The organism is Methanothermobacter sp. (assembly GCF_030055435.1).
In the GTDB taxonomy this organism is placed as follows: Archaea; Methanobacteriota; Methanobacteria; order Methanobacteriales; family Methanothermobacteraceae; genus Methanothermobacter.
This window is the reverse complement of sequence record NZ_JASFYG010000001.1, coordinates 187,188-212,706: the sequence shown is the minus strand read 5'-3', so window position 1 is coordinate 212,706 and position 25,519 is coordinate 187,188. Positions and strand designations below refer to the sequence as shown.

Sequence of the window (25,519 nt, the reverse complement as noted above, 5' to 3'; positions counted from 1 at the left end):
ACTACCTGACGTTGATGAATAGGTGAAGAGACCGGTAGGGTTTCCTTTTATCAGGTAACCTGTATAGAAGGAATTCGAGTTTCTGGTTTTCCCCGGTCTCTGTAACTGTGAAGTTTATCTTCCTCTCCCATTTCTCCTTATCACTCAACCTTATTGTTTCATTCCTTAAAATATCTCCGCCAAGACGCACCACCATGAGGTAGGTCTCGTTGCGGTACTCACGGTTAACCACACCCACAATTACACTGGCATTCTCACCTGCTGTGAGGTTCTCAGGGTACCCGTAGGCCTTTCCAGCGGGTCCCAGGATGTAGAACTCTGTGAACCTCTCAGAGGGTGCCGGGTTGAGGGTTATGTAGACTGTTACTGCAATGAGCGCTACAAGTATGATTGAGAGGAGGAGTGAGATCTTACCATCCCTTGAGAGGTTACGGGGTGATGGTATGCTTCTTATATCGGCGGAGTAGGCGAGTTCACCGCGCCTCCACCTCCTTATAAATGCAGGAGGTGTCAGTGCAAGACTGAGGCCCGCTATTGTCCTTGCAAGTAATGGTTTGAATGTAACCTCTCCCCCCATGAGGATGGCGATGGCTGATGAGATTATGATGCTCGTGGAGAATGCCAGAAACAGCCTCTCAGGGATACTGAGCTGGATCTTCTCAGGTGCGATGGCTGATATCAGTATGTAGCCAGGGATGAAGAGCACCTGGAGGTAGAAGAGCGCCTCCCCCACGGCACCCTGAAGAAGGATAATGGTCAGGATACTCAGGATGGATAGAATTGCAAGGTCACTGAAACCGCCAATGGATACTTTTTTTTCATGTCCCGGAGGTAATCCATGCTCTGAGGTATTTCTGAGTTCCCCTTCAACGTCTTCCTCCTCAATTTTTCCTGTTGGAGGGCTTATTTCCCTTATTTTTCTCATTTTAAGAGCCTTTTTCTTTATGAAGGATGGGTCACCTACTCTGAGGTCATTATCTGAAATTTCAGGTATTTCAAGTGTGACTTCCTCCTCCACGAGGCCGTATTTCTCCAGGATGTCCATCTCTGTATGCTGGAGGGACTCTATGATTTTTATCCTCTTCATGGACCTTCTGATGTAGGCTGTGAGTGCTGTCAGTATACCTGTGACACCAAGGAATATGTGACCATAGCCCCTAGGTATAAGTAAGCATGCTATGGGTGTCAGGATGGAGACGAAGAGGACAATTGAGCCTGTCTGCTTAACTCTTCCCATCTCCCTCAGCCCCGTTAGGAAGGCTGATGCCACTAGATATGAAGTGCTAACTATGAGAATGACTGCAAGGATGAACCTTACAGGCCTGAGGTGTGTGAGGCTTATGATGATGGGTGTCGAGGACGATATTATACCTGCAATCAGGAGATCCCTTGAGGATAGCCCGAGTCTTATGATCTCAGGTTCTTCCCCTCCTTTCACCTGCTTTTTACCAGACCTTCTTGCAAGTTCCCTTGCGGTTATTGTTTGGGTATCCTCTAGAGGAGCGCCCTTATTTCTCAGGCGGATTATAAGGCCAATCAATGGTATGATTATGGCTGGAAGCGCATAAAGTGGTCTTAAATTCCTGAGGGGCGTATAGTTAAGGAGAAAAGCGTTGAGCGTGATTAATAATATGCCTGCCACAGGTGTTATAAGAGGGCTATCGAAACCTGTGATGGTTAGGAGGCTGTAACCCGCCACAACTATTGTGGATACTATTCCAAGAACCCTTAAATGAAATAATGGAGCGTTTATAAGGGCCGCTGAGATTATACCTGTAATTAATAATATAAATTCCCGCCTGACTTTCAACTGAGATTCTCCTGACTCTGGTAAATTGACCTATTATTGGCATTTCTGAACTGATAAATATTTTCATGTCTCTCACATGTGCGCTTAGGCGGACCTATTTCAGTTCAGATGGTGGTACAGATTAAAATAGAAGGTTATGTGGGTGACTTTATAGCCAGGTGGTATACTCTGACCCTGTATTCCCCGGGCGCGGTGAAGGGTGGAATTGTGAGGTAGATGTCAGCCGGAACAACAGCTTTTCTATCATCTCTCGCGGTCCAGTTTTTTCTGACGGGTGTGTAGGTTGTTGTGAGTGGTGTTTTGGGGAGGTTTATGCCGTAGTTGGCGTATTTGAGGTTCTGTATGGGTATGGTTTCTGGTCCCTGGAGGTCTCCTTCTGCTTTTATGTAGAGGTCTATGGGTACGTTGGATAGGTCTTTTATCTGGAGTCCCTGGGGTCCTCCTGGCCAGGTGTATTCTTTTCCGGGTTCCACTGTTGCGGTGAGGGTGAATGAGTTCCCGACCTCCTCTCCCTTCCAGAGGACCATTATCTCCACACTCTCAGGTACGGTTACCCGGACCTCCTGTACTGCACCCATTGTGGAAAAGGCTATGGGTAGAAGCAGCAGTATAAAAAGAACCCCCATCCAGCTGTAATCTGACATCGGAAGATCCCCTCATCACTATATACATCTGTAATTATTTATTAAGTTTTCCCTTATAATTTATTATTTATTATTTCTGCGGTTGCGGTATTTATCATGGAGTTAAATCTGCTCCAGGGCATCATCATCTAATTGTTTATTGATCTACCTAAAATAGTTCATCTGAGTGATTTCTAGACTATAACAGGTGTTCATTAATAAAAAAGAGTTATTTCAGGGTTCACCCGGTGATTTAACAGCTATGTGATATATTCTCACAGAGTAGACTCCAGCGGCTGTTCCAGGTGGCACCGTGAGGTGAAGGTCCACGGGTATTAATGATTCATCTTCAGATTTAACCACCCAGTTCCTTCTGACGGGTGTGTAGGTTGTTGTGAGTGGTGTTTTGGGGAGGTTTATGCCGTAGTTGGCGTATTTGAGGTTCTGTATGGGTATGGTTTCTGGTCCCTGGAGGTCTCCTTCTGCTTTTATGTAGAGGTCTATGGGTACGTTGGATAGGTCTTTTATCTGGAGTCCCTGGGGTCCTCCTGGCCAGGTGTATTCTTTTCCGGGTTCCACTGTTGCGGTGAGGGTGAATGAGTTCCCGACCTCCTCTCCCTTCCAGAGGACCATTATCTCCACACTCTCAGGTACGGTTACCCGGACCTCCTGCACTGCTGAAGCCCCACTCACGGGGTTTGTGAGAAGGATTAAGAGCAGTATAGGAACAGGGAGGGTTTTTAGATGGATACCCATACAGATCACCCCATTTTTTCTGGAGGTTTCTATTGTTTCACATGAACTTACAGTTTATTGTGAAATATGTCACTAAAGTAGATATTATCTGAGCAAATTTTTATTACATAATCTGAGGAGTACAGAGGCATTCTCTCCTAAAAACAGCAAAAATCGTATTAAAATTCCTCTTCAATACCAGAAAGTGGTTTTAAAAAGATTTATATATGTTGGATTATTATTCTTTTATCATGATTATTCATGTTACATATCTTTCAGGTTACATAACAGGCATTATTTCCTCAATAATCATTTCAGTGATACTGGGGCTGCCTCTGGCACCTGAAAGACCGGCCAGACATTCCTGGACCCCTTCAGCCATCTTCCCGGCACCCGTAATTGCCATGGGGCTTGTGGCGATATGCATAAAACTTGGTGTCACAGGTATGTACGGTGGGGTCGATCTTGGTGTGGTTTCAGGGGTTCTGGCAGCTCTCATGACGGCCTACTTCCTTGAGGACATATTCCCCAGACCGGAGGACTTGTGATGAATGAACTTGTTGGAGTTGCAGTTGCAGCAGCGGTATCCTGGCTGAACTTTGTTATCATAGATACATGGATGGGCCTCCCAGAGAAACCAGGTGTCAGGGGGGCTGATTATATTGGAAGGGATATAATGAGAAGGGGAGGGGACCTTGCAGGGGGTTTCTTCCAGGGAAACATAGTCTGCTCTCCTGACGCATCCGCAGGCACACTTCTTGGGGCGATTGGCTGTTACCTGATGGGCATACCTGAGGGGGGTCTTATAGCTGCGCTCCTGGTGTTCATAGGGAACAGGCTCTGCGCAGACCCGGGATATGCCGGTACTACAGGCGCACTTTCAATCACAGTCATAATAGCAATCTCATCACTTGCCGGATTGAAACCTGAAATGTTTGTTGCTGGAATGGTTATTGCGATAACCACAATACAGGGGTTAAACCACAGGGGATCATCAAGGCTCCTTGGCGCCATAGCCAGGAGGATGAACAGGTACACAGACCTGAAATAGAAGGTGTTGATTATGCTACTCCAGATAACAGGGATAATAGTTGTTCTTATGGCATTAAGGACTCTTCTAGCACAGGACAGGGCAGAAAGGTTGCTTTACCTCAATGCAATGGGTTTCGGGATATCTGCAATGATTGCACTCTACATTGGAACGGCATTCGGAGCTATCCTTGCAGCTGTCTACTTCGTGGCATCAACCATAACATCCAATGCCATTGCACACACCCTTGACCGTGTAGGGGATGAAATATTAATCGAGGATTAGATGAAGATCTGGCTGGTGATGGTTATTAATCCGTTTGACCTCATTAAGGGATTAGGTGAAGATTTTGCTGGTGATGGTTATGAATCCGCTTGACCTCATTAACCTTACAAATACAGGAATTTTCGTGATATTCACAGGTGCCGCAGGTATCATACTCCTTCCAAGGCCCCTTGATAAGGTAATAATGTTCTCTCTGCTTCAGGGGGGCTTTGTGATGGTCCTCGCGGCGGCCAGATACCTTGATGTGGCCACGGCAGCGGCCCTGTTCGACCCCATATCAACTGTGATACTGCTTATGGCTGTTATGAGAATCAATGATGTGAGGGTAGCGAGGGGTGAGGATCTTGTCTGATGTTCATGTTTACTCCGATGTGAGGGTAGCGAGGGGTGAGGATCTTGTCTGATGTTCATGTTTACTCCGATGTGAGGGTAGCGAGGGGTGAGGATCTTGTCTGATATTCACTTACTGGATGTGAGAGGTGGGAAACTTGCTTGAAACCCAGATATGGTTCTATGCAGGGGCCGCACTTGTAATAATAGGCTCCATTGCAACCGTCGGAGGCCCCGGTGTAAGGGACCCAATAGTCAGGATACTGAACACCGAGATACCGGCGGTTGGTGTTTCACTCATATTCCTCACCTACAACCACACACTGGCACTCCTCACCTTCATCGCGGCCACAACAATCATGACACTGATACTCCTCAGGGCCGTTATAAGGCTCGAGGAGATGGGGGTGGAAGGATGAGCCTTGGAAGAATCCTCAACGAACTGGCAAACCCCAAGAGGATACCCCGCCTATTTGCATTCTCACTTGGACTCGTGCTCCTTGTGGGTTTTTTGGTGCCATTAACACTGAATGAGAACCAGCTCTACCCGAGACCACTTCCACAGGAGCAGATTAACAGCAAGGACCCCCTGGCACCCTACGACCGCGGCGGGGTTCCACTCAAGGAACCCGGCAACGTGAAGTCCCAGTACCCCCAGTTTGAGGTTAACCTGGGTAAGATCACGGCTTACCTGTCACCGATAGCGATAGCCATCAAGGGCCTGACCCACTACTTCGGGACCTCAATATACTCATCCCCAGGGGGCCTCATAGATGAGATACTCTACTACACAAGGGGCCTTGATACGGTACTTGAGTCAAGCATACTCATGATGGCATTCACCATAGCATCATGGGTCGCCCTTAACTTCACTGTGAGGAGGCGTAAACCATGATGGTGCCGGAATTCACAGTTTCACTCTTCGTGCCGGCGGTCTACACGGGACTCATAGCAGGGTTCATAGCCCTCCTCGGGATATCATTCCAGAAGAACGACCTCAGCGCACTCATAATCACCGATATAGTGGGAATAGCAATGCTCGTCATCGTTGCAGCGGTTGGAACCGACCTTGCAGAGGCCCTCATACTCCCCGGGCTCGTGGTTGAACTGGCAGAGATAATGGCCATATCAGAGATACTCATCTCAAGGGAGATGAGGATTCGAGGTGAGGTGGAGGAGATTGAACGCGTGCCAATGGAACTTGAGGTCTTCAGGACAGCCCCCAACTTCCTGGCCCTTGTACTCATAGCCTACGGCGTGTTCCTCACAGGTTTCACTGGGGGTGCGGTTGCAGGTGCAGGTGTCCTGTTCTACGCTGCAACCAGGAAGGCCCGTGGCCTGCCGGTGGCTGAGTGGAATGGGATAGCGGGTGTCTCAGGTATAACCTGGTGCCTCTGGCTTGCAGGTTTCATAATATTCTTCACAGCACCACAGCTCTGGCTCCCCGCACTATTCCTCTCAGGTTGCGGTATACTGATCAAGGTGGCGAGCAAGATGGGCCTCATCGGGGTCCTTGCAAGGGAGGAGATGATGGAAGCAGGGGGTGATGAATGATGGATATAGCCTCCCTTGGCGGTGAGCTGCTGGGCCAGATACCCTTCGGGGACATAGTGCTCTACCTCACACCATTCAACCTCTTCATGTTCGCATCTGTCCTCATATTCACATTCCTCATAGCAATAAGCCGGACAGAGACCCAGGTTGAGGCAGAGTTCGGGACACTGGGTAACCGGAGGGTTGAGGTTGACACCGCCGAGTTCAGGATCAGGAGGTTCCTTGCAATCGTCTGCGGACTTGCAACCGCAGGTGCGATGGTTACAGGTGACCTATTCAACTTCACACTCTTCGTGGCACTCATAGGGATAGTGAACATCGGTATAGTCTCAGCGGTGAGACAGGTGGATGTGCTTGACGCGGCATTCCAGTATGGCCTCATAGCAATGATGGCCTCACTCCCCCTCTTCGGGGGCGCGGCCATGGTGCTTGGCTCATCAGGTACACTGAGCCTACTTGAACTATCCCACATCGGGGGAAACCAGATGATAGGCTTCGCAGCCCTCCTCCTTCTCATGGGGGTTATCGGCGAGACCGGTGTTGCACCCTTCTATGCAACCAAGGCGGAGATGTTCAGAACACCGGGTTCGCCATTCATACTCATAATACACCTCAGCTCCCTCCTCGTGATTGTGAGGGCAATTGAGGTTTTACTGATAGTTGCACTCTGAAGGTGAGATCATGAATAAACTTAAAGCAGGAAGCCTTACTGCACTCATACTCTCAGGAGCCGGGATAATCTATGCCCTCATATTCAACCCACCGGCATGGGTGGTTTATGGTGTGGCCATATTCCTCATCCCTGTCTTCATACTCTCGGTGGGGATACTCTCCATGGCCAGGCCAGAGAAGGACGAGGCCGATGAGAGGGTCAACGAACCATTCATAGGGTACTGATGATCATGGAACCATACGTTGCGGTGATGAAATGAATCTGATGGGAAACATCATAGTTAACGTTACAATAGCATTTCTGGTGGGGAGCCTGCTTCTGGGGTTCCAGAGGAAGGTGATGGCGAGGATACAGAGGAGGCCAGGCCCCCCTGTTATACAGCACCTCCTCCACACCCTCAAGTTCTACATAAAGGAGTCATCGTTCCCCAGGACGGCTGCAATGCCATTCTATGTGGCGATAGCGGCGACACTCTGCGGTATATGGGTGAGCGCGGTTATCGTGGGACCCGTACTTGAGGGGTCACTCCTGCTCTTCTTCGGGATATACGCCCTCCACAAGATCGTTGAGCACAATGCAGGATCATCATCAGGTTCACCGTACGGTAAGCTCAGCTGTGTCCGTGCCGTGTTCTCTGCTGCAGCCGAACTCCCACTCTTTGCGGTGCTCGCCATCATATACCTGGAGACCAGGACGATGATAATATCGGACATCATAGGCTACCAGAGCATCCACGGGCCACTCATACTCAAGCTCCCACTGGCGGCCATGATGTTCTTTGTCCTCATACTCTCAAAGGCACCCTACTCACCGTTCTCCATAACCAAGGGTAAGGACATAATATCAGGGTATGAGACAGAGCACTTCGGGGTCCTCAGGGGCTACCTGATGATCTCAGAGTCCATAGCATGGTACATGCTCCTCTGGATATTCCTCACTGTATTCGTGGGGGGACTCAGCCTGCCGCTCTATATCCTGGGAATGGTGATAATCACGGCGGTGACGGCATTCATAAACGCAACAACACCCATGCTGAACCCCAACCACTCTGTGGCCATACAGGTAATCCTGGCATTTGTAGGTATAGCAGGGTCCATCATTCTTATGCTTGTAATGTGATAGTAATTTAGAGAGGGGATTTAATGGAGAAAGGTCTAACGGTACTCACGGCACTTGTTGCAGGTGGAGTAATAATCGTGAGCCTGCTTGCAGCCATCATACAGAGGATATCTGTAATACCTGTCACAGTTCTTGCAGCAATATTCATGGTTCTCCTGCTCATGTCTGGCAGTGAAAGGTTCTCTGAACTCTCAGAGGAACTTGAAAGGGTCGCGTTCTTCGCGGTACTGGCACTCTTCATAATTTCATTCCTGGTCCTCTACAGGCCGGTATAATCAAATTCACTGGTGATAACATTGTATGAAATGTACCTGGTATACACGGTTTCCTTTATCGCTGGCTCGGTGATCGGTTTACTCTTAAGTTACAGGAAGTACAGGGAGCCATTTGTGAAGGAAAAAATAGACCCACTGGCACTTATAGTGGCCCTCATGGGGTGGGCTGTGCTTGTTAATGCGGCCCTGACACCCTTCACCCCCATTTTAAGGACAGCGGGGTTCTTCATGGTGGCCCTGGTTGCCGGTATGAGGCCAGGGTATGGCAGATACGAGACGGTCACTGGGGCTGCGGCGGCATTCATAATATGGCTCCTGGCCGGGACCCCGGGGTGGTAGTTATGGATGAAGGAGAACTCATGAGGATCATGAAGAGGAGGATAATTGAAAGTTACCGGTGGCAGGAGGATGTTGTGAAACCACTCTCCAGGGAACTTGAAATTGACCTGGAGGAGTTCCAGGAGATACTCATGGATAAACTGGACATGTCCAGCCTTGAGGCCCTCCACCCCAGATTCGAGTCTGCAAGGCCAAGGTGCATAAAGGAGAGGCTGCACAGTGACCTCCAGCTCTGCTGGCTCGTGGATGTTATGGAGATCGTGGATGCTGAAGATGCGGAAACACTCAAGGATGAGATAACCGAGATGATCCTTGCGGGAACCGAATACCAGGAGGCCCTTGCCGAGGGGAAGAGGAGGCTCCATGAGATACTCCGAGCTGAAGATTAACATGATCATAGAAGAGTTAGAAGTGCTGGATGCCCTTAATGATTAATGTGATCATAGAAGAGTTAGAAGTGCTGGATGCCCTTAATGATTAATGTGATCATAGAAGAGTTAGAAGTGCTGGATGCCCTTAAGATTAACGTGATCATAAAAGAGTAGATGTAGAGGTAAAGAAGTGCTGGATGCCCTTAAGATTAACGTGATCATAAAAGAGTAGATGTAGAGGTAAAGAAGTGCTGGATGCCCTTAAGATTAACGTGATCATAAAAGAGTAGATGTAGAGGTAAAGAAGTGATGGATGCCCTTAAGATTAACGTGATCATAAAAGAGTAGATGTAGAGGTAAAGAAATGTTGGATGCCCTTAAAAGTATTCTGAGGAAAACATCAATCCATGTGTGTCTTGTGAACACAGGGGGGTGCAATGGCTGCGACATAGAGGTCCTTGCACTCCTCTCACCCAGATATGACCTTGAACAGTACGGTATATACGTCCACCAGAACCCCAGGGAGGCTGATGTGATACTGGTGACCGGTGCCGTTACAGAGCAGTGGAGGGAGAAGCTTCAGAGGATATACAGCAAGGCACCTGAGCCAAAGATAGTGGTGGCCCTGGGCAACTGCCCCATCTCAGGGGACGTATTCAACCAGGAGGGCGGGAGCGTCTATGCGCCGGTCTCTGACTTCATACCGGTGGACGCCGAGGTTCCTGGTTGCCCTCCAAGACCATCTGAGATACTTGAGGCCATACTATCGGTGGCACCGGATGCAATAGCAGAGAGGGGGAGGAAGAGATGATACTGCCACTTGGACCAATGCACCCCGGCTACAAGGAGCCAATAAGGCTCAAGGTGAAGACAAGGGGTGAGAAGGTTCTTAAGGCCGAGATAGAGTACGGATACGTTCACAGGGGAATAGAGAGGGTCATGAGGAACAAGACCTGGCAGAAGGCCATATACCTCTCCGAGCGGGTCTGCGGGATATGCTCATATATACACACACAGACCTTTGCAGAGGCTTTCGAGGCCATCTCTGAGGTGGAGGCCCCTCCAAGGGCCCAGTTCCTCCGCGCCCTGACGAATGAACTTGACAGGATACAGAGTCACCTCATCGCAAATTCAACCTACTTCAAGGCCCTTGACCATGAGACCATGTTCATGTACATGCTGGCCCTGAGGGAGCCTGTAATGGATGCCATCGAGTTACTCACAGGTAACCGTGTCAACATGGGCTGGAACGTTGTGGGGGGTGTGAGGATGGACGCCTCAGAGGATCACCTCTCAAGGATAAGGGAGATCATAGTGGACCTTGAAAGGGAATTCGACCGTTACGTTGAAATGTTCGAACACGGGCCACTCATAGGGCTCAGGTCAAGGGATGTGGGTTACATGAGCCAGGAGGAGGCAGAGAAGGCCCGTGCAGTGGGACCCATAGGAAGGGCCTCAGGTATAAGGTATGACTTCAGGGAGGACCACCCCACCTACCGGGACCACCTGGACTTCAGGACAATCTGGAGGGATGAGGGGGACAACTTTGCAAGGGTCATGAACCGCTTCGATGAGATAAGGGTCTCAATTGACCTCATAAAGCAGGTGATAGACAATATCCCCTCCGGCCCTGTGAGGAGGAAGGTGGATGTGAAGGCCGGCTACGGGGAGTGGAGAAACGAGGCACCCCGTGGCGAGGTGGCCTACATGATTGAGACCAACGGCAACCTCATAAAGAACATCTCCATAAGGACCCCGAGCATCATGAACATCGATGCCTGTGCAAAGTACATGCTACGGGACGTTGCAACCGTTGCAGATGCCGTTGCAACCTATGCCAGCGCAGACCCATGCATAGCATGTGCAGAGAGGGCCGTGGTCCTGGACGAAGATGGGGGAAAGAGGGAGATACTCCTCTAAAAAATTGATCATGTTGATGTCCTATGTCCTCTGTAATATGGTACCTCTACGAGTTTGCCCGCAAATCATGGGTAGAGAAATTTGCAAATGCACATACAGAACATGAGATCCTTGAAAAACCTGAAAGGTTCAGGGATTTCCCCACAGTACATAAGGAGTACTGTATAGGCTGCGGGGCCTGCACCACAGCATGCCCTGCCCCTGGCGCCATAAAACTGGTCCGTGATACTGATACCTCTGAGGAGGAGGGCCTCACCTACCCTGTAATAGTGAGGGGGGCATGTATCAGGTGCGGATTCTGCGCCGAGGTCTGCCCAACCGACCCCAAGACCATAGAATGCGGTGAAAATCACCTCATAAGGGAAGAGTTCACAATCGTACCCTCCGAGAAGCTCTACGTGATAGACGATTACCTCTGCATACGCTGCAAGAAATGCCTGAAGGCCTGCCCGGTTGACGCCATCGTTGAGGAGGACGGCAGGGTCGAAATTGACCAGAGCAGGTGCATAGCATGCGGTGACTGCCTCGAGAAGTGTCCCGTCAAGGGTGCCCTCAAGAGGATACACGTGGCATACGTTGAGGAGCAGAAGATGGTTATAAACCTGGCTGTCAATGAACTGGAGGCGGCCATCGAGGAGCGCAGTGATGATATAAAGAAACTCGGGGCCGGTGAGGTCTACAGGATGAACTACCCACTCAGACCCCTCCTTGAAAGGGCCCTTGAGATTCTACCCGATGAGGAGATCACCAGGGACATCCTCGAGATGATAACGGATCGCCTCAAGATGAGGATAATAACCTGGAGCCCCGAGAAGTGCGTTCAGTGCAGATTATGCGTCGATGAGTGCCCATCAGGTGCCATAACCTACTCGGAGGATGAGGGGGTTGTGAGGGACCCTGAAAAGTGCGTCAGGTGCAGCACATGCTACCAGACCTGCCCATTCGGTGTTGCCGGCTACTACGTTGCAAGGTTCCTCATTGACGAGTCCAACGGTGAGGAGGTAATAAAGATCACAATAAAACCGGCGGCGCTTCCTGTAAAGTGATGAGGAGATGATAACATTAGGATCATAATAAGTTGCGGCGCTTCCTGTAAAGTGATGAGGAGATGATAACATTCCAGCTGCAGCAAAACCCGTAAAGCCCCTCAGGGAAGTTGACGTTGACTATGAAATCGACCATGAGAAATGCAGGAGTTGCCCTGATAAACCCTGCCTGAATGCATGCCCTGTGGATGCCGTGCACATGGACCCGGAAACAGGGGAGGTTGAAATCGATGACCGCTGCTTCGGCTGCGTCCTCTGCAGGGAGGCCTGCCCCTACGACGCCATAAAGATGAAGACAATCCTTGGGGAGCCCATAAGGGAGAACGTCCCTGTTATAAACCCCAGGATCTGCCGTGGCTGCGGTGCCTGTGTATCTGCCTGCAGGACAGGGGCAATACACCTTGCATCATCAGGGGAGACCGGTGTTCACAGTGAGATAGATGAGGATAAATGTGTCAGGTGCGGCTACTGTGCAAGGGCATGCCCCACAGAGGCCATAAAATACGGTGAAATCCTGCCACGATCCGTGGTGGGTGGAAAGGCCGTTGTGGTTAACCAGAGGGACTGCATAGGCTGCATGACCTGCACCAGGGTCTGCCCATCCAGGGGCGCCATAAAGGTGGGTAAGATCAACAGGCTCCCCTACATAGACCCATCATACTGTGCAAGGTGCGAGGAGTGCATGGATGTCTGCCCATCAGCAGCCATAAAGTACTCATCCAGAAAGAGGGCCTACGAGAACTTCTCAAAACTCAATAACATGGAGATAGCAGGGGAAATCCTTGAGAGGGAATCAGAGAAACTCGTAAGGAACCTTGGCAGGATAGACTCGGTTCTGAGGAGCGTGAAGCGGAGGTTCACCAGGGATGAACCCCAATTCAGGGTGGATGTCACAGATGAGATAAGGGACGGAATAGAGGAACTCGTCGACTCGGACCTTGAAATCCTTGAACTCAACCATATAGTGGACTTCACAAAGCCAAAGAGAAGTATAAGGGTACTTGAGGATAGGTGCATCGGGTGCGGACTATGTATCGATGAGTGCCCGGTTGGAGTTATAGAACCTGTAACACCAGCCCCTGTTGAGATAAAGGATGGATGCGTCTTCTGCGGTCGCTGCAGTGGGGTCTGTCCTGTTGACGCCATTGAAATAACAGAGGAGGGCTTCAGGGCATCCGATGGCAGGATATACCTTGAGCGCAGAATCCTAAGGGGACCAAGAAGCGGTTCAGTGGAGGTGGATCATGTCATCTGCCAGAGGTGCGGCGTCTGCGTCAACCACTGCCCCGTTGATGCCATGGCACTGGATGGTGAAGTGGAGGTTGATGATGACACCTGCATACTCTGCGGTGAATGCCAGGACATATGCCCTGTCACTGCAGTGAAACTTAACTTGGAGGATGATAACGTTGAATAGGGTCTTTGTGACAGACTGCGAGGGCCCGGTTTCACTGAACGACAACGCTTTTGAAGCCGCGGCCCACTTCATGCCCGAAGGTGACAGGTTCTTCAGGAAGGTCAGCGAATTTGATGACATACTCGCAGATGAGATAAAGAGGCCCGGTTACAATGCCGGGGACACCCTGAAACTCATAGTACCCTTCCTGGTGGCCTACGGTGTCACCGATGAGAAGCTCATTGAGTTCTCAGAGGAAACCCTAAAACTTGTACCCGGGGCAGAGGAGACCCTCGAGCTTGCCATGCAGCTCATGCCATCCTACATCATAAGCACAAGTTACAGACATTACATAGAGGCCCTCTGCAGGCGCACAGGCTTCCCAATTGAGAACACCCGCCACACAACCCTCACCCTCAACGTCCCTATAGGGGATGATGAAAGGGAGATGCTCATGAAACTCAGGGAGGAAGTCATTGATGGGGACTTCCAGGACCTGGATGAGATATTCTTCCAGAAAATACCACAGATGAGGATAGGGGGGCTCCTTGATGAGGTCAGGACCGTTGGTGGGGACGGTAAGAGGGTCGCCCTCAGGGGGATACTATCTGAACTTGGTTTAACAGCAAAGGCGGCCATGTACGTGGGGGACAGCATAACAGACGTCGAGCCCCTCAGGGAACTGAGGGGGAAGGGTATACCCGTCTCCTTCAACGGTAACAGCTACGCCCTAAGGGAGGCTGAGGTTGCCGTCATATCCGAGGATGCAAGGGCGCTCCTGCCACTCGTGGACCTCCACTCAAGGTTCGGGAGGAACTACGTAATGGAATTCGTTAAGGCGTACTCAGATGACCCTGAAAGGGCCCTTGAATCCTTCAGGTTGGACTTCAGGGTTGCCGAGAGATTCGAGAACATATTCAGGGACGCCTACCCCACCATCACACCCGTGGATGATACCGATGAACTCGTTGAGGAGAGCCTCGCAGTTAGAAAGAAGATAAGAGGGGAGGATGTGGGATCCCTAGGCTGAATTGAGCGTCAGGTGTTGATTATGGAGATTAATGGAACGGTGATCGAGGATACGTTCTCAGAGGCCTTCACAGGAAGGTGTGTGAGGGCCACCATAACGGCCCGTGACATGGAAACCGTAAGGAGGGCGGCCTACGATTCAACCGCAACCCCCGGAGCGGTTATAGGTAGAGTTGAGGGTGGCATTGAATCATTCCTCTCAGCTGATGAAACACCAGATGGGAGGCCAGGGGCCACTGTACAGTTCTACTACGCCCTCCCAGACCTGGAGAAATTCCAGGTTGAACTCTCCTACAGGATAAGGCAGGACATACTGGTGAAGCCATTCACAGCCCTCTACAATTCCACACCTGACCCTGAGGGGTACATGGATATGATGAAGCATGTGGGCCACTGCGGGGACGGTTATGAGTGGATTGAGGAGTTCAATGGCCGTGAAATGATAAACATCCCAATAGCGGTCCCGGACTTTAAGATCGAATCAAAGCTGGGTTACAGGGATGCGATCATGGGGGCCAATTTCTGGTACATGTGCAGGGACCCTGAAACCGTCCTTGAGGCCGGTAGGGCTGCCATAAATGCTATAGGTGAGGTTGAGGGTGTTGTGACACCCTTTGATATCTGCTCGGCCGCCTCCAAGCCTGAGACCAATTACCCCTGGATAGGCCCCACAACCAACCACCCCTACTGTCCAAGTCTCAGAGACCTACTGGGTGATGAGTCAAGGGTCCCTGAGGGAGTTGGGTACATACCCGAGATAGTCATAAATGGCCTGTCCATGGAGGCCCTTGAGGAGGCCATGAGGGTTGGTATAGAGGCTGTCTGCCGTTACGACGGCGTCCTGATGGTGTCAGCGGGTAACTATGATGGTAAACTGGGGGACCACAGGATAGACCTTCACGGTGTTCTCTGATGTTGTTCGATGCCGTGGGCCTTGGGGCCCTTAACATGGACCAGCTCCACATGGTTGAGAGGATAGCAGGACCCGATGAGGAGGTCTTTGTCCATGATACAGTGGAGTCCTGCGGCGGCTCAGCAGCCAACACCATAATAGGCCTTTCAAGGCTCGGCCTGAGAACGGCCCTCATAGGCAAGGTCGCAGGTGACAGGGAGGGTTCCATCCTCAGGGAGAACCTACAGGGGGAGGGTGTCGCCGATTACATTGCCGTTTCAGATGAGGGAAGAAGTGGCCGGGTCATGGGATTCGTTGACAGCCAGGGAAACAGGGCACTCTACGTGGACCCTGGGGTTAACGACACACTCAACATGGATGAGGTCCGGGAGGAGGCACTGAAAACCAGGCTACTCCACCTAACATCCTTTGCAGGATCAGGTATCAGCGTCCAGCGGGAGGTCCTGGAGGTCATCGATGACTCTGTGACCGTGAGCCTCGACCCCGGCCACCTCTATGCAGAGAGGGGCGCATCTGAACTTGAGGGTATCCTTGAGAGGACAGACATCCTCCTAGTTAACCGGAGGGAACTGGAGCTCATGACGGGATCCCCTGACCCTGCCAGGGCATCTGCAGAACTGGGGGTTGACGTGGTTGTCATGAAGATGGGCTCTGAGGGTGTCAGGGCCTTCGATGGTTCCGAGGTGGTGGTGGGGGCACTTGAGGTCACCTGCAGGGATACAACAGGCGCCGGGGATGCATTCAATGCAGGTTTCCTCTATGCATGGCTTTCAGGACATGGGCTTGAGGTATCGTGTCTCTTTGGAAACTACCTGGCATCAAGGTGTATAGAGGGCTACGGCGCCACTTCCTCACTACCGGGAAGGGAGGCCCTTGAGGTTCTTGAGGGATACCTCATTGGGAATACCCATCCAGATAAAAGCGTTAATTCCAAAAAATAATTTAAGTGAACATGTTTAAAGTAATAGAGAAGGATCATGTTAATCTCTTTAATAGATTGAACAGATACGGGGTTGTATCATGGATATTGTCTTTAAAAAGAAACTTGATGATCTCCAGAGGGACGTTGCACTGAAGTCGATGGACCTTGAGGAGAACCCTCAGGATGTCAGGGTGGAACTTGGAAGGTGCAGTGTTCGCGATAAATTCATAGATATAACACCAAAGTGCGTCAGGTGCAACCTCTGCGTTGAGGAGTGCCCTGTTGACGCCATATCAGATTCATCTGCCTCAAGGACCGCTAAAATACTCGATAACTGTGTTAAATGTGAGATATGTGCCCAGACCTGTCCCGTGAGATGCATAAATGTTGTTGAGAGCACAGCCACCATTGATGAGGACGTCACATACAACCTTGAATATGTGAGGATTCCCCACAGAACACTCCGTATGAGGGATATCCAGGTTACAGATAAATGCACCGCCTGCGGCACCTGTGAGAGGTTCTGCCCCACAGGCGCAATAAGGGTTGGGGAAACTGCAGTGGTTGATAGATCCATATGCATTGGCTGTGGCGCCTGCGTCAACGTGTGCCCCTCAGATGCCATAAAACTTGAAAGGGAACTCGGACCTGTCATTGAGACCCGTAAACTCATGGTTGATCAGGATGCATGTGTTGAGTGCCTTGTATGTGAGGAGAACTGCCCCACCGGCGCCATAAGGATTGAGGATGGGGAAGTTGTTGTTGATGGAAATAAATGTATCCTCTGTGAGGTCTGTTCGTCTAAGTGTCCTGTGGCAGCACTTAAACTGGAGAGGTTGTCAGATGAAAGTTAAGGAGATAATGGATAAGGATTTTATAGTCGTCTCCCCTGGGGACCGGGTTGTTGATGTATCCCTGAAGATGGAGAAGACAAGGAAATTCACAACACCTGTTGTTGATGATGAGGGAAAACTTGTTGGATGGGTTACAAGTTTTGATGTTATGAGGGGACTCAGGGATGGAGTTGAACTTGTATCCGACATTATGCAGCCCCCAGAGAGGATAGTCCACGTCAATGAGAACGACCCGGCGCGGCTGGCGGTCCTTGAAACAGCCCACCACAAACTTGTTAGTGTCCCTGTACTGGACGATGAGGGAAGGGTTGTCGGTGTTGTGAGGTCCTTTGACATCGTAGAGACCCTCTCACAGCTCTATGAGATCAAGGTCTCCAAGATATTCGAGGCCATGAACAGTGAACTTAAGGGTGTTAGTTGGGACGAACTCATGGAGGCCGCTGCAATCATCACAAGGAGGCGCACTGGTAAGAGGATCAAGCCTAAGGAATACGAGGAGAGGATCAGGAACTCCACATTTGGCGAGGCCATATGGGCTACAGGTGGTCTTGAAAAGTTCTTTGTCGGTCTGATAGCCATCGGTGAACTTGTGATTGCAAGAAAGATTGCGAGGGCAAGAAAGTAATCCCTCTCTTTTTTTATCTCATTGATTTCCCTCCGGACTTTTGAAGGTTTTTACTGGCGCCCCCGGCATCACCGATATTAAGGAACACTTATATAATATGAATACATATGAATGTGTATTCATATGTTCAGGTGATTGTATGGGATGTGAATGCAGCTCATGCTCCCCTGAGGAGGGGGATAGAGATATACAGGTCATCGCAGCATCAGTTACACTACTCACAGCAGGGATTATCCTCAGCTTCACAGACAGTCTGATCTCAATCCCACTGCTACTTGCCGCAGTGGCGGCTGCCGGCTACAGGATATTCCCCTCAGCAATCAGATCAGTCCTCAGGGGACGCTTCACAGTGAACTTCCTAATACTCATAGCAGTCGCCGGTGCCCTTGCGCTTGGTGACTACACAGAGGCGGCCCTGGTAACGGTTCTGTATAACATTGCAGAGTACCTTGAGGAGTACGCCCACAGAAGATCCCACAGATCCGTGGAATCACTCATAAGACTCCGGCCAAGAACCGCAAGGGTCCTCGGTGATGCTGAGAAGATGATTAAGGTTGAGGAGGTGACTGTTGGTTCCATAATAGGTATAAAACCCGGTGAAACCATCCCACTCGACGGAACCGTCACAATGGGCAGGTCAAAGGTGGACCAGTCAAATATAACAGGGGAATCCCTCCCCATAACCGTCCAGAAGGGTAGTGAGGTATTTGCAGGTACCCAGAACCTTGACGGATACCTGGAGGTTCGGGTTACGAGGGGAGCAGATAACACTGTGCTTGCAGGTGTTATTGAAACCGTTAAAAGGGCTGCCACCAGAAGATCCCGCAGGGAGAGGTTCATAGAACGCTTCGCATCAGTCTACACCCCAGCTATCATATCACTAGCGGTTCTAACGGCAGCAGTCCCCATCATAATGGGTGGATCCATCGGAACATGGATCTACAGGGCCCTTGTACTTCTTGTAATCTCATGTCCATGCGCACTCCTCATATCAACACCGGTTGCAATGGTCTCCGGGATGACCGCCGCTGCAGGAAGGGGTATACTCATCAAGGGCTCGGAGTTCCTGGAGGCCATGGCCTCGGTAAGAAACATAATCTTCGATAAAACAGGAACCCTCACAGAGGGATCCCCCAGGGTCACCTCGGTTGAACCCATCGAGAGGAGGAATGATGTCCTCAGGATCGCAGCCTCCCTTGAGAGGAGGTCAGGGCACCCCATCGCAGAGGCCATAGTTGACTCCTACCATGGAGAAACAGATGAGGTCAGTGAATTTGAGTCCATGCCTGGGAAGGGTGTTTCAGGCTACATCAACGGGGTGAAGTACACCATTGGAAGCCCTGAGCTTGTAGGGGCCAGCCCAGGTAATGGGACCACAGTCTACCTCCAGGGGCCGGAGGGGATAGCAGGGAAGATAACCCTCACAGATGCCATCCGGGATTCGGCCAGAAAGACGATTTTAGAACTCAAAGATAGGGGAATCGAGGTCATGATGCTGACAGGGGACACCGAGGAGGTTGCAGCAGAGGTTGCATCTGAACTTGGAGTTGAAAACTATCATGGGGGTCTCCTCCCAGAGGATAAGATGAAGGTGATCAATGAGGTTAAAAAGAGGGGACCTGTTGCAATGGTTGGTGATGGTGTTAACGATGCACCGGCCCTTGCAGCTGCAGACGTGGGGATAGCCATGGGTGTCAGGGGGTCAGATGTGGCACTTGAAACAGCCGATATAACCCTGGTGGAGGATGACCTTGAGAGGATAGATGAACTCATTGATTTAAGCCGGAGGACCATCCGCACAGTGAGGATCAACACGGCTTTAACGGTTACTGTTAAACTATCCCTTGCGGTGCTTTCTGTCACCGGCTCGGTACCTCTGTGGTTCGCGGTTGCTGTGGGTGATATGGGTCTCTCGCTTTTTGTTATAGTGAACAGTCTGCTTATTGCAAGGTACTGATGCTATTGAGAACCATTATCTTTTTTTGTGAACAGTCTGCTTATTGCAAGGTACTGATGCTATTGAGAACCATTATCTTTTTTTGTGAACAGTCTGCTTATTGCAAGGTACTGATGCTTCAGAACAATTATTCTTAAATTTAGGACTCAATTATCACTAAAAAAGAATAAAATAGTGGTTTAAAAACCACTAGAAGGGAAGACTTGCGTATATTCCCTTAATCTTTGCTGTTGCAGTGTTCCAGCTTGATACAGCGCCGAGGCTGTTTCTTGAACTCGTGGCATCTGCAGCGTACCAGGTGTCACCCACAAGTACCTGGGCCCAGACATGGCCATAGGTGTTACCTGAGGTGAAGGTGCATGTACCATGGACGTACCTGGCAGCAAGCCCTGCAGCCCTGAAGAGGGCAACCAGGAGATGTGAATGATCCACACAGTTACCTGTCCTTGTTTTTAGCGTACCAGTGGCACCGTACCTTGTGTTGTAGTAGAAGCTGTAGCTGATGCTGTCGCGTACCCAGTTGAATATCGCTGTTGCCTTATCCCATGCACTGGTGAGACCTGAGGTTAGGCTGGCTGCCAGTGACCTGATTGCCGTGTCATTCACCTGGCAGTTTGCTGTTGCCGAAAGGTACCGGGAGGTGCTCTCACCGCTGTATGGGTCATTCTCAGGTCTCTTCTTAAGTGATGATGATGGGGCTGTTGATGTAGCACTGATCTTCTTCACCGTGACATAGTTGGGGAGTCTGCCATTATCAGCATGGAATGCAAGGATCCTTGAAACCGCGTATATGAGGTTATCAACGGATATCCTGCCGATACTGGAACTCGCATAGTTGGGTGCCCTGCCGTTACTGTTTATGAACTTCAGCACATTCTCTGCAAGTTTGATGTAGGCTGACTTTGAAAGCTCCCCCGTCGCTGACCCTGCTGGGTTCGGCGCGGCTTGCACTGAACGCACTGTGAGTGAAGCTGATTTTCCTGCAGTTTTAAGTAGATCCCTGAGCATCAGGTCAAAGAACTGTGCAACCGTCAGCTTCTGGCTTCCCACTGATACTGTTGATGGCAGCTTCCCGTAGGTTTCAATGTACTTCCTGAGGTTAACTGCAGCGCTCAGTATGTTTGCATGGTTCACACCTGAATTATCACCTGCAGCCTGGAAATGGCTGCCTGAATTGCCACTGACGTTTTCCATGTCTGCATCTGCCACTACAGGTTTATCCGTGGTGTTAGGTGTATACGCTTCTCTGTCCACTGAAACAGGGGGCTCGGTGTTATCTGCACTCAGCTGATCGGCCCCGCTATACAATGTGCCGTCACTGTCCACCATGTCTTCACTGTAACTTTCATTCAAACTGGAGCACTGATCCAGTGACTGTCCAGATTCCATTTCAACCTCAAGGGCTGTATCATCAGCTGCCACTGCATATCCTGCTGTATTCATGAGGAGCATGCATGCAGTGAGCATGCACACCAGTCTCATGTTTACAGAAATTTTACCGCCTCCAATCCACAGTGCCCGGTAGGGTCACTGTGACATTAAAAACTTGAATTTAAGGTTATATATAAATATTTTGGTTTATTTGACCTAAAAAAGCCTTATATGAACCTTTTAAATCGAAATAGGCTTAATGAAATCTTTTCATTTTCAGGATAGATGAATATGCTCTTTCCATCTCCAGCATGGGCTGAATGACAATTTCCAATTCTTTATTCAGCTTAAAGGCATATAAAGAACCTCTTATGCCAGCAGGATCTTAACAGGATTTCAGTTTAATTATAGGGGCTCTCCGGAGGGACTTCAACATGGTATTGTGTCTGGCCCATAGGATCCTGAAGGATCACAAGGAGCTCCTGAGACATAAAAGAAGATCTGAATACTTCATAGAGGCATATAATATCTTATGATGTCTTAAAATGAATTCAGAGGCTTCATAACAACCATAAAGAACAGGGGGTTAAATTTATCTAATGATCAGGGAGTAATATATAAACGGTGATATTATATGATGAGTCGTGAGATGATGGATGCCATCGAGAAGGAACTCGTTTTTGTTGCAACCGCCGATGAGGAGGGCACACCAAACGTGGTCCCCATAGGATTCGCAAGGCCACTTGATGAGAGGACCATCCTCATTGCAGACAACTACATGAAGAAGACCATAAGAAACCTCCATGAAAACCCAAAGATGGCACTGATACCACAGAACGCCAGGGAATGCCCATACCAGTTCAAGGGAACAGTTGAAATCTTCAAATCAGGCAAATACTTTGACATGGTCGTTGAATGGGCCCAGAACGTCATGACAGAACTTGAACCAAAATCCGCCATACTCATGACTGTTGAGGAAATATACTCAGTAAAACCAGGCCCGGAGGCCGGTGAAAAGGTGGCCTGAAGCCCCCAGAGTGACATGGATGTGTGGTATAGCAGGGTTCAGGGGAGCAGGCGCCAGGGACAAGGTCGCCGCGATGCTCAACACCATCGGACACAGGGGCCCGGATGCAAGGGGCCTATACCATGACGGCAGGATCACCATAAAAACCAGTGAGGGGGAGGATGTGCTTGAGGCCCCTCCCTCAGAGGATATTGCACTGGGCCACAACCTCCTCTCAATAGTGGGGGGACCCCAGCCGGTTTCAGGTGATGGGGTCCTGGTTTTCAACGGCGAAATCTACAGTCATGACATCCCAGCTGGTGGTGATGCCCACCTCATACTGGACCTCATAGAGGCCCACGGCGACGACCTTGAGGATGCAATCCGCTTTGCAGTCAGTGAACTTGACGGGGACTACGCCTTCATCTACACCGATGGAGTGAACCTTGCAGCGGTGAGGGACCCTGTGGGTGTCAAGCCACTCTACCATTCCGGGGAGGCCTTTGCATCGGAGAGAAAGGCCCTGTGGAGTATAGGTCTGCGGAACATTGAGAGCCTTCCACCGGGTCACGCCATTATAAATGGGAGGTTGGTGAAGCTGCGGGGACTCCCTCAGCCCAGAACATGCACCGAAAGCCCCCATGAACTTAAAGGTCTCCTGAAATCTGCCATCAGGGAATCGGTAAAAAAGAGGACCCGTGGACTCAGGAAGGCCGCACTTGTATTCTCAGGTGGTGTGGACAGCACCCTCCTTGCTGTGCTCCTCAGGGAATACCTGGACATCACCCTCTACACGGTGGGTACACCTGGATCGCCGGATGTTGAATTCGCATCAAGGGCAGCAGAGGACCTTGGCATGGACCTCAAGGTAATTGAGGTTACAGAGGAGGCTGTGAGGGGTGCCCTCCCCCATGTCCTCGGTGCGATTGAGGTTTACAATCCCATGCAGATCGCCATTGCCATGCCCCTATACCTTGCATCCAGGGAGGCGTCGGCTGCAGGCTTCAGGGTCATGTTTTCGGGGCAGGGAGCCGATGAGCTCTTCGCAGGTTACCACCGCTACAGAAGGCTACTTGAGGATGGAAACCTTGAAGATGCGCTGATGCATGATTTGGAGAACATATACCAGGTAAACCTTGAACGTGATGACGCTGTTACAATGGCAAACTCGGTGGAACTCAGGGTCCCCTTCCTTGACCTGAGGGTTATAGAGTTGGCCCTCACAACCCCCACCTGCTTCAAGATAAGGGGCCCCGATGATGAGATGAGAAAGCACATCCTCAGGGAGGTGGCGGCTGAGATGGGGGTACCTGATTACATTGCAAGGAGGCCCAAGAAGGCAGCCCAGTACGGTTCAGGGATTGATCGGATACTTAGAAGGAGGGTGCTCCCTGGATTCGACCATGAGTCCTTCCTGAGGAGACTCATGAATGATGGTGGAGTCTTTCAGAGATGAATCCATGAGGGGTTCGCCTCTCCGGATTTTGTGTTTCTCTAATCTAAGCATTTATATCACTGCAAATCAATACTAGACTCATATGTTCACATTCACGATTACCCATCACTAGGAGGAATCCTGCATGAAGATAGAGAAAGAGGCTGAGAAAATCCTCAAGGAATTCTCAAGGGCACTTGAAGACGTCCCCGAACTTGAGGAAACATATTACATCGTTGATAACCTTAACAGGACAAGCGAGGATGATGTTGAGAAGACCGACCCTGAGAAGATCCTCAGAAACGCCCCTGTTGATGAGGACGGCAACATAGTTGTTGAGAGGGGTGAATGGACCCAGTAGGTGTTAAGGATGCGGTTAAACCTGGTTATTGAACTCCGGGATGCCCCCGGCCAGCTTTTATCTGTACTGGAACCACTGGGGAGCTCCGGTGCCAATATAGTAACTGTTATACATGAAAGGGACCGTGAATACGGGCCGATGGTACCTGTACAGCTCACGGTGGAGGGTGACAGGGAAACACTTGACACTGCCATCAACAAACTCCAGGAGAGGGGTGTTAACATAATCGAGATGGACGGCGCCCCCATCAGGGAGAAATTCACAAGCATACTCATCGGTGAAATCTCAGAGGGAGACCTCCATGAAACTGTGGAGGCAATAAACAGCGTCAGAGGCGCCTCTGTATCTGACCTTTCACTCAGAATGTCCGGGGAAAAACAGTCAGCCAGGATAACCGTTGAGGCCGAACATGGGACCAGGGAGATGGTCCTTGAGAGGATCCAGGAGGCCGCCAGCAGGCATGACCTCCTCCTCATAACAGAGGTCTAGGGAGTGATGAGAGTGAGGATATGTCTGGTTGGTCTGGGAGCGGTGGGTCAGGGATTCCTCAGAGCGGCCCGGTTCAAGGGCGAATACCTGAAAAAAAGGTATGGTCTGGAGCTGACATTCACAGGGATTGCTGATTCATCAGGGGCAATTTATGATGAAAACGGTCTCGATATAGCTGAAATCCTCAGACACAAGAAGACAGATGGTGTCGGCAGACACCCCATGGGAGTTGAGGGTATGAGCGGCCTTGAACTCCTGGAGGAGGTTGAATACGACTGCCTGGTTGAGGCGACCCCCACCAGCATAACGGATGGTGAACCAGGTAAGTCACTTCTCATAGAGGCCCTTGGGGATGGTAAACACGTTGTAACATCCAATAAGGGGCACCTGGCGCTCTTCTATTCTGAACTAATGGAGCTATCCTCAGAGGCCGGCGCCGAGCTCATGTTTGAGGCATCAGTTGGCGGGGCCATGCCCATAATAAACCTTGCAAGGGAGACCCTCACATCCTGCAGTATAGAATCTGTGATAGGGATACTGAACGGCACCACAAACTTCATACTATCAAGGATGACCTCAGAGGGTTCATCCTATGAGCAGGCCCTCCTTGAGGCACAGGAGCTTGGTATAGCAGAGACCAACCCTGCACAGGATGTTGAGGGTACAGACGCCGCATGCAAGGCGGTTATACTCGCCAATGCAATTCTCGGGAGAGCTTGTACCCTCAGGGATGTCAGTGTGGAGGGTATCACAGGCATAACCCAGGGGGCCATTGAACTGGCAGCCCAGGAGGGTTACCTCATAAAGCTCATCGCTGAGATATCAGATGATACACTGGAGGTGGGTCCGAGGCTCGTGAGGATGGGGTCCCCCTATGCTGTTGACGGGACACTCAACATGGCAACCCTCAGGACGGACCTTGCAGGTGAGGTCACAGCCGTTGGGAGGGGTGCCGGGTCCCTGGAGACAGCATCGGCCATGCTAACAGACACCCTCACCATATGGCGAAGGCATAGAAAAAGCATATAAATTTTAATGTTTTTTTAATCCA

Annotated in this window: 32 protein-coding genes; 28 read left to right on the top strand and 4 right to left on the bottom strand. The window is 50.4% G+C overall.

Going from position 1 to position 25,519, the window contains the following annotated elements; translation table 11 throughout:
• Position 1: 1 nt before the first annotated feature.
• From QFX30_RS00980 to QFX30_RS00970, 3 genes are all read right to left on the bottom strand, one after another.
• On the bottom strand, positions 2-1,810 hold the full coding sequence (locus QFX30_RS00980) for a DUF1616 domain-containing protein (RefSeq protein WP_300486946.1): 1,809 nt from the start codon (positions 1,808-1,810) through the stop codon (positions 2-4).
• Between the two features lie 134 nt (positions 1,811-1,944).
• Entirely contained in the window at positions 1,945-2,454 is a 510-nt protein-coding gene (locus QFX30_RS00975) for a hypothetical protein (protein ID WP_300486943.1), read from the bottom strand.
• Positions 2,455-2,667: 213 nt separating this feature from the next.
• Entirely contained in the window at positions 2,668-3,189 is a 522-nt protein-coding gene (locus tag QFX30_RS00970) for a hypothetical protein (protein WP_300486940.1), read from the bottom strand.
• A 230-nt stretch (positions 3,190-3,419) separates the two neighbouring features.
• On the opposite strand from QFX30_RS00970, the gene QFX30_RS00965 reads away from it, so the two are divergent.
• From QFX30_RS00965 to QFX30_RS00855, 23 genes are all read left to right on the top strand, one after another.
• Entirely contained in the window at positions 3,420-3,716 is a 297-nt protein-coding gene (locus QFX30_RS00965) for an energy-converting hydrogenase A subunit A EhaA (protein WP_300486937.1), read from the top strand.
• Positions 3,716-4,219 (top strand): hypothetical protein, encoded by a 504-nt coding sequence (locus QFX30_RS00960; protein WP_300486935.1) that lies wholly within the window; start codon positions 3,716-3,718, stop codon positions 4,217-4,219. Before QFX30_RS00965 ends, QFX30_RS00960 begins: the two co-directional genes overlap by 1 nt.
• A 12-nt stretch (positions 4,220-4,231) precedes the next feature.
• Entirely contained in the window at positions 4,232-4,483 is a 252-nt protein-coding gene (locus QFX30_RS00955) for a DUF2109 family protein (protein WP_300486933.1), read from the top strand.
• 79 nt (positions 4,484-4,562) lie between these two features.
• Entirely contained in the window at positions 4,563-4,835 is a 273-nt protein-coding gene (locus QFX30_RS00950; RefSeq protein WP_300486931.1) for a DUF2108 domain-containing protein, read from the top strand.
• Positions 4,836-4,971: 136 nt separating this feature from the next.
• Positions 4,972-5,232: an EhaE family protein gene (locus tag QFX30_RS00945; RefSeq protein ID WP_300486930.1), complete on the top strand. Its 261-nt coding sequence runs from the start codon at positions 4,972-4,974 to the stop codon at positions 5,230-5,232.
• Complete coding sequence (locus QFX30_RS00940; RefSeq protein ID WP_300486927.1) at positions 5,229-5,708, top strand: DUF2106 family protein; 480 nt, start codon at positions 5,229-5,231, stop codon at positions 5,706-5,708. Before QFX30_RS00945 ends, QFX30_RS00940 begins: the two co-directional genes overlap by 4 nt.
• A complete protein-coding gene (locus tag QFX30_RS00935) occupies positions 5,705-6,367 on the top strand; it encodes an EhaG family protein (RefSeq protein ID WP_300486924.1) in 663 nt (220 codons plus the stop codon). Before QFX30_RS00940 ends, QFX30_RS00935 begins: the two co-directional genes overlap by 4 nt.
• On the top strand, positions 6,367-7,038 hold the full coding sequence (locus tag QFX30_RS00930) for a proton-conducting transporter membrane subunit (RefSeq protein WP_300486922.1): 672 nt from the start codon (positions 6,367-6,369) through the stop codon (positions 7,036-7,038). Before QFX30_RS00935 ends, QFX30_RS00930 begins: the two co-directional genes overlap by 1 nt.
• A gap of 10 nt (positions 7,039-7,048) precedes the next feature.
• Positions 7,049-7,264, top strand: coding sequence for a DUF788 domain-containing protein (locus tag QFX30_RS00925; protein ID WP_300486919.1), 216 nt, complete (start codon positions 7,049-7,051; stop codon positions 7,262-7,264).
• Positions 7,265-7,295: 31 nt separating this feature from the next.
• Complete coding sequence (locus QFX30_RS00920; RefSeq protein WP_300486916.1) at positions 7,296-8,159, top strand: respiratory chain complex I subunit 1 family protein; 864 nt, start codon at positions 7,296-7,298, stop codon at positions 8,157-8,159.
• Between the two features lie 23 nt (positions 8,160-8,182).
• Complete coding sequence (locus tag QFX30_RS00915) at positions 8,183-8,434, top strand: energy-converting hydrogenase A, subunit K (RefSeq protein WP_300486913.1); 252 nt, start codon at positions 8,183-8,185, stop codon at positions 8,432-8,434.
• Positions 8,435-8,464: 30 nt separating this feature from the next.
• Entirely contained in the window at positions 8,465-8,773 is a 309-nt protein-coding gene (locus tag QFX30_RS00910) for a DUF2104 domain-containing protein (RefSeq protein ID WP_300487368.1), read from the top strand.
• A gap of 2 nt (positions 8,774-8,775) precedes the next feature.
• Complete coding sequence (locus tag QFX30_RS00905) at positions 8,776-9,162, top strand: DUF1959 domain-containing protein (protein ID WP_300486910.1); 387 nt, start codon at positions 8,776-8,778, stop codon at positions 9,160-9,162.
• A gap of 346 nt (positions 9,163-9,508) precedes the next feature.
• Positions 9,509-9,955 (top strand): NADH-quinone oxidoreductase subunit B family protein, encoded by a 447-nt coding sequence (locus tag QFX30_RS00900; RefSeq protein ID WP_237779551.1) that lies wholly within the window; start codon positions 9,509-9,511, stop codon positions 9,953-9,955.
• Positions 9,952-11,064 (top strand): nickel-dependent hydrogenase large subunit, encoded by a 1,113-nt coding sequence (locus tag QFX30_RS00895; protein WP_300486908.1) that lies wholly within the window; start codon positions 9,952-9,954, stop codon positions 11,062-11,064. Before QFX30_RS00900 ends, QFX30_RS00895 begins: the two co-directional genes overlap by 4 nt.
• Positions 11,065-11,087: 23 nt before the next feature.
• Positions 11,088-12,110, top strand: a complete 1,023-nt coding sequence (locus QFX30_RS00890) for a 4Fe-4S binding protein (RefSeq protein ID WP_300486905.1) — start codon at positions 11,088-11,090, stop codon at positions 12,108-12,110.
• 70 nt (positions 12,111-12,180) lie between these two features.
• Entirely contained in the window at positions 12,181-13,527 is a 1,347-nt protein-coding gene (locus tag QFX30_RS00885) for a 4Fe-4S dicluster domain-containing protein (RefSeq protein ID WP_300487365.1), read from the top strand.
• Complete coding sequence (locus tag QFX30_RS00880; protein ID WP_300486903.1) at positions 13,511-14,536, top strand: energy-converting hydrogenase A, subunit R; 1,026 nt, start codon at positions 13,511-13,513, stop codon at positions 14,534-14,536. The genes QFX30_RS00885 and QFX30_RS00880 overlap by 17 nt, the downstream gene beginning before the upstream one ends.
• Positions 14,537-14,557: 21 nt before the next feature.
• Entirely contained in the window at positions 14,558-15,448 is an 891-nt protein-coding gene (locus tag QFX30_RS00875) for a formylmethanofuran--tetrahydromethanopterin N-formyltransferase (RefSeq protein WP_300486901.1), read from the top strand.
• Positions 15,448-16,389 carry a carbohydrate kinase family protein gene (locus QFX30_RS00870; protein WP_300486898.1) on the top strand — a complete coding sequence of 314 codons (942 nt, stop codon included), beginning with the start codon at positions 15,448-15,450 and terminating at the stop codon, positions 16,387-16,389. Before QFX30_RS00875 ends, QFX30_RS00870 begins: the two co-directional genes overlap by 1 nt.
• A 79-nt stretch (positions 16,390-16,468) precedes the next feature.
• Entirely contained in the window at positions 16,469-17,224 is a 756-nt protein-coding gene (locus QFX30_RS00865) for a 4Fe-4S binding protein (protein WP_300486895.1), read from the top strand.
• Positions 17,214-17,849 carry an HPP family protein gene (locus QFX30_RS00860; protein ID WP_300486892.1) on the top strand — a complete coding sequence of 212 codons (636 nt, stop codon included), beginning with the start codon at positions 17,214-17,216 and terminating at the stop codon, positions 17,847-17,849. The genes QFX30_RS00865 and QFX30_RS00860 overlap by 11 nt, the downstream gene beginning before the upstream one ends.
• A gap of 139 nt (positions 17,850-17,988) precedes the next feature.
• Positions 17,989-19,806, top strand: coding sequence for a cation-translocating P-type ATPase (locus QFX30_RS00855; RefSeq protein ID WP_300486890.1), 1,818 nt, complete (start codon positions 17,989-17,991; stop codon positions 19,804-19,806).
• A gap of 189 nt (positions 19,807-19,995) precedes the next feature.
• Here the strand turns inward: QFX30_RS00855 and QFX30_RS00850 are convergent, their stop codons facing one another.
• Positions 19,996-21,288, bottom strand: a complete 1,293-nt coding sequence (locus QFX30_RS00850; protein ID WP_300486887.1) for a pseudomurein-binding repeat-containing protein — start codon at positions 21,286-21,288, stop codon at positions 19,996-19,998.
• 523 nt (positions 21,289-21,811) lie between these two features.
• On the opposite strand from QFX30_RS00850, the gene QFX30_RS00845 reads away from it, so the two are divergent.
• From QFX30_RS00845 to QFX30_RS00825, 5 genes are all read left to right on the top strand, one after another.
• Positions 21,812-22,204 carry a pyridoxamine 5'-phosphate oxidase family protein gene (locus QFX30_RS00845; RefSeq protein WP_013295627.1) on the top strand — a complete coding sequence of 131 codons (393 nt, stop codon included), beginning with the start codon at positions 21,812-21,814 and terminating at the stop codon, positions 22,202-22,204.
• Between the two features lie 19 nt (positions 22,205-22,223).
• Positions 22,224-23,639, top strand: a complete 1,416-nt coding sequence (locus tag QFX30_RS00840) for an asparagine synthetase B (protein ID WP_300486884.1) — start codon at positions 22,224-22,226, stop codon at positions 23,637-23,639.
• Between the two features lie 124 nt (positions 23,640-23,763).
• Positions 23,764-23,979, top strand: a complete 216-nt coding sequence (gene gatC / locus QFX30_RS00835) for an Asp-tRNA(Asn) amidotransferase subunit GatC (RefSeq protein ID WP_300486881.1) — start codon at positions 23,764-23,766, stop codon at positions 23,977-23,979.
• Positions 23,980-23,988: 9 nt separating this feature from the next.
• Positions 23,989-24,468 carry an allosteric regulator of homoserine dehydrogenase gene (locus QFX30_RS00830; protein WP_300486878.1) on the top strand — a complete coding sequence of 160 codons (480 nt, stop codon included), beginning with the start codon at positions 23,989-23,991 and terminating at the stop codon, positions 24,466-24,468.
• Positions 24,469-24,471: 3 nt separating this feature from the next.
• Positions 24,472-25,497 (top strand): homoserine dehydrogenase, encoded by a 1,026-nt coding sequence (locus tag QFX30_RS00825; protein WP_300486875.1) that lies wholly within the window; start codon positions 24,472-24,474, stop codon positions 25,495-25,497.
• Positions 25,498-25,519: the final 22 nt, after the last annotated feature.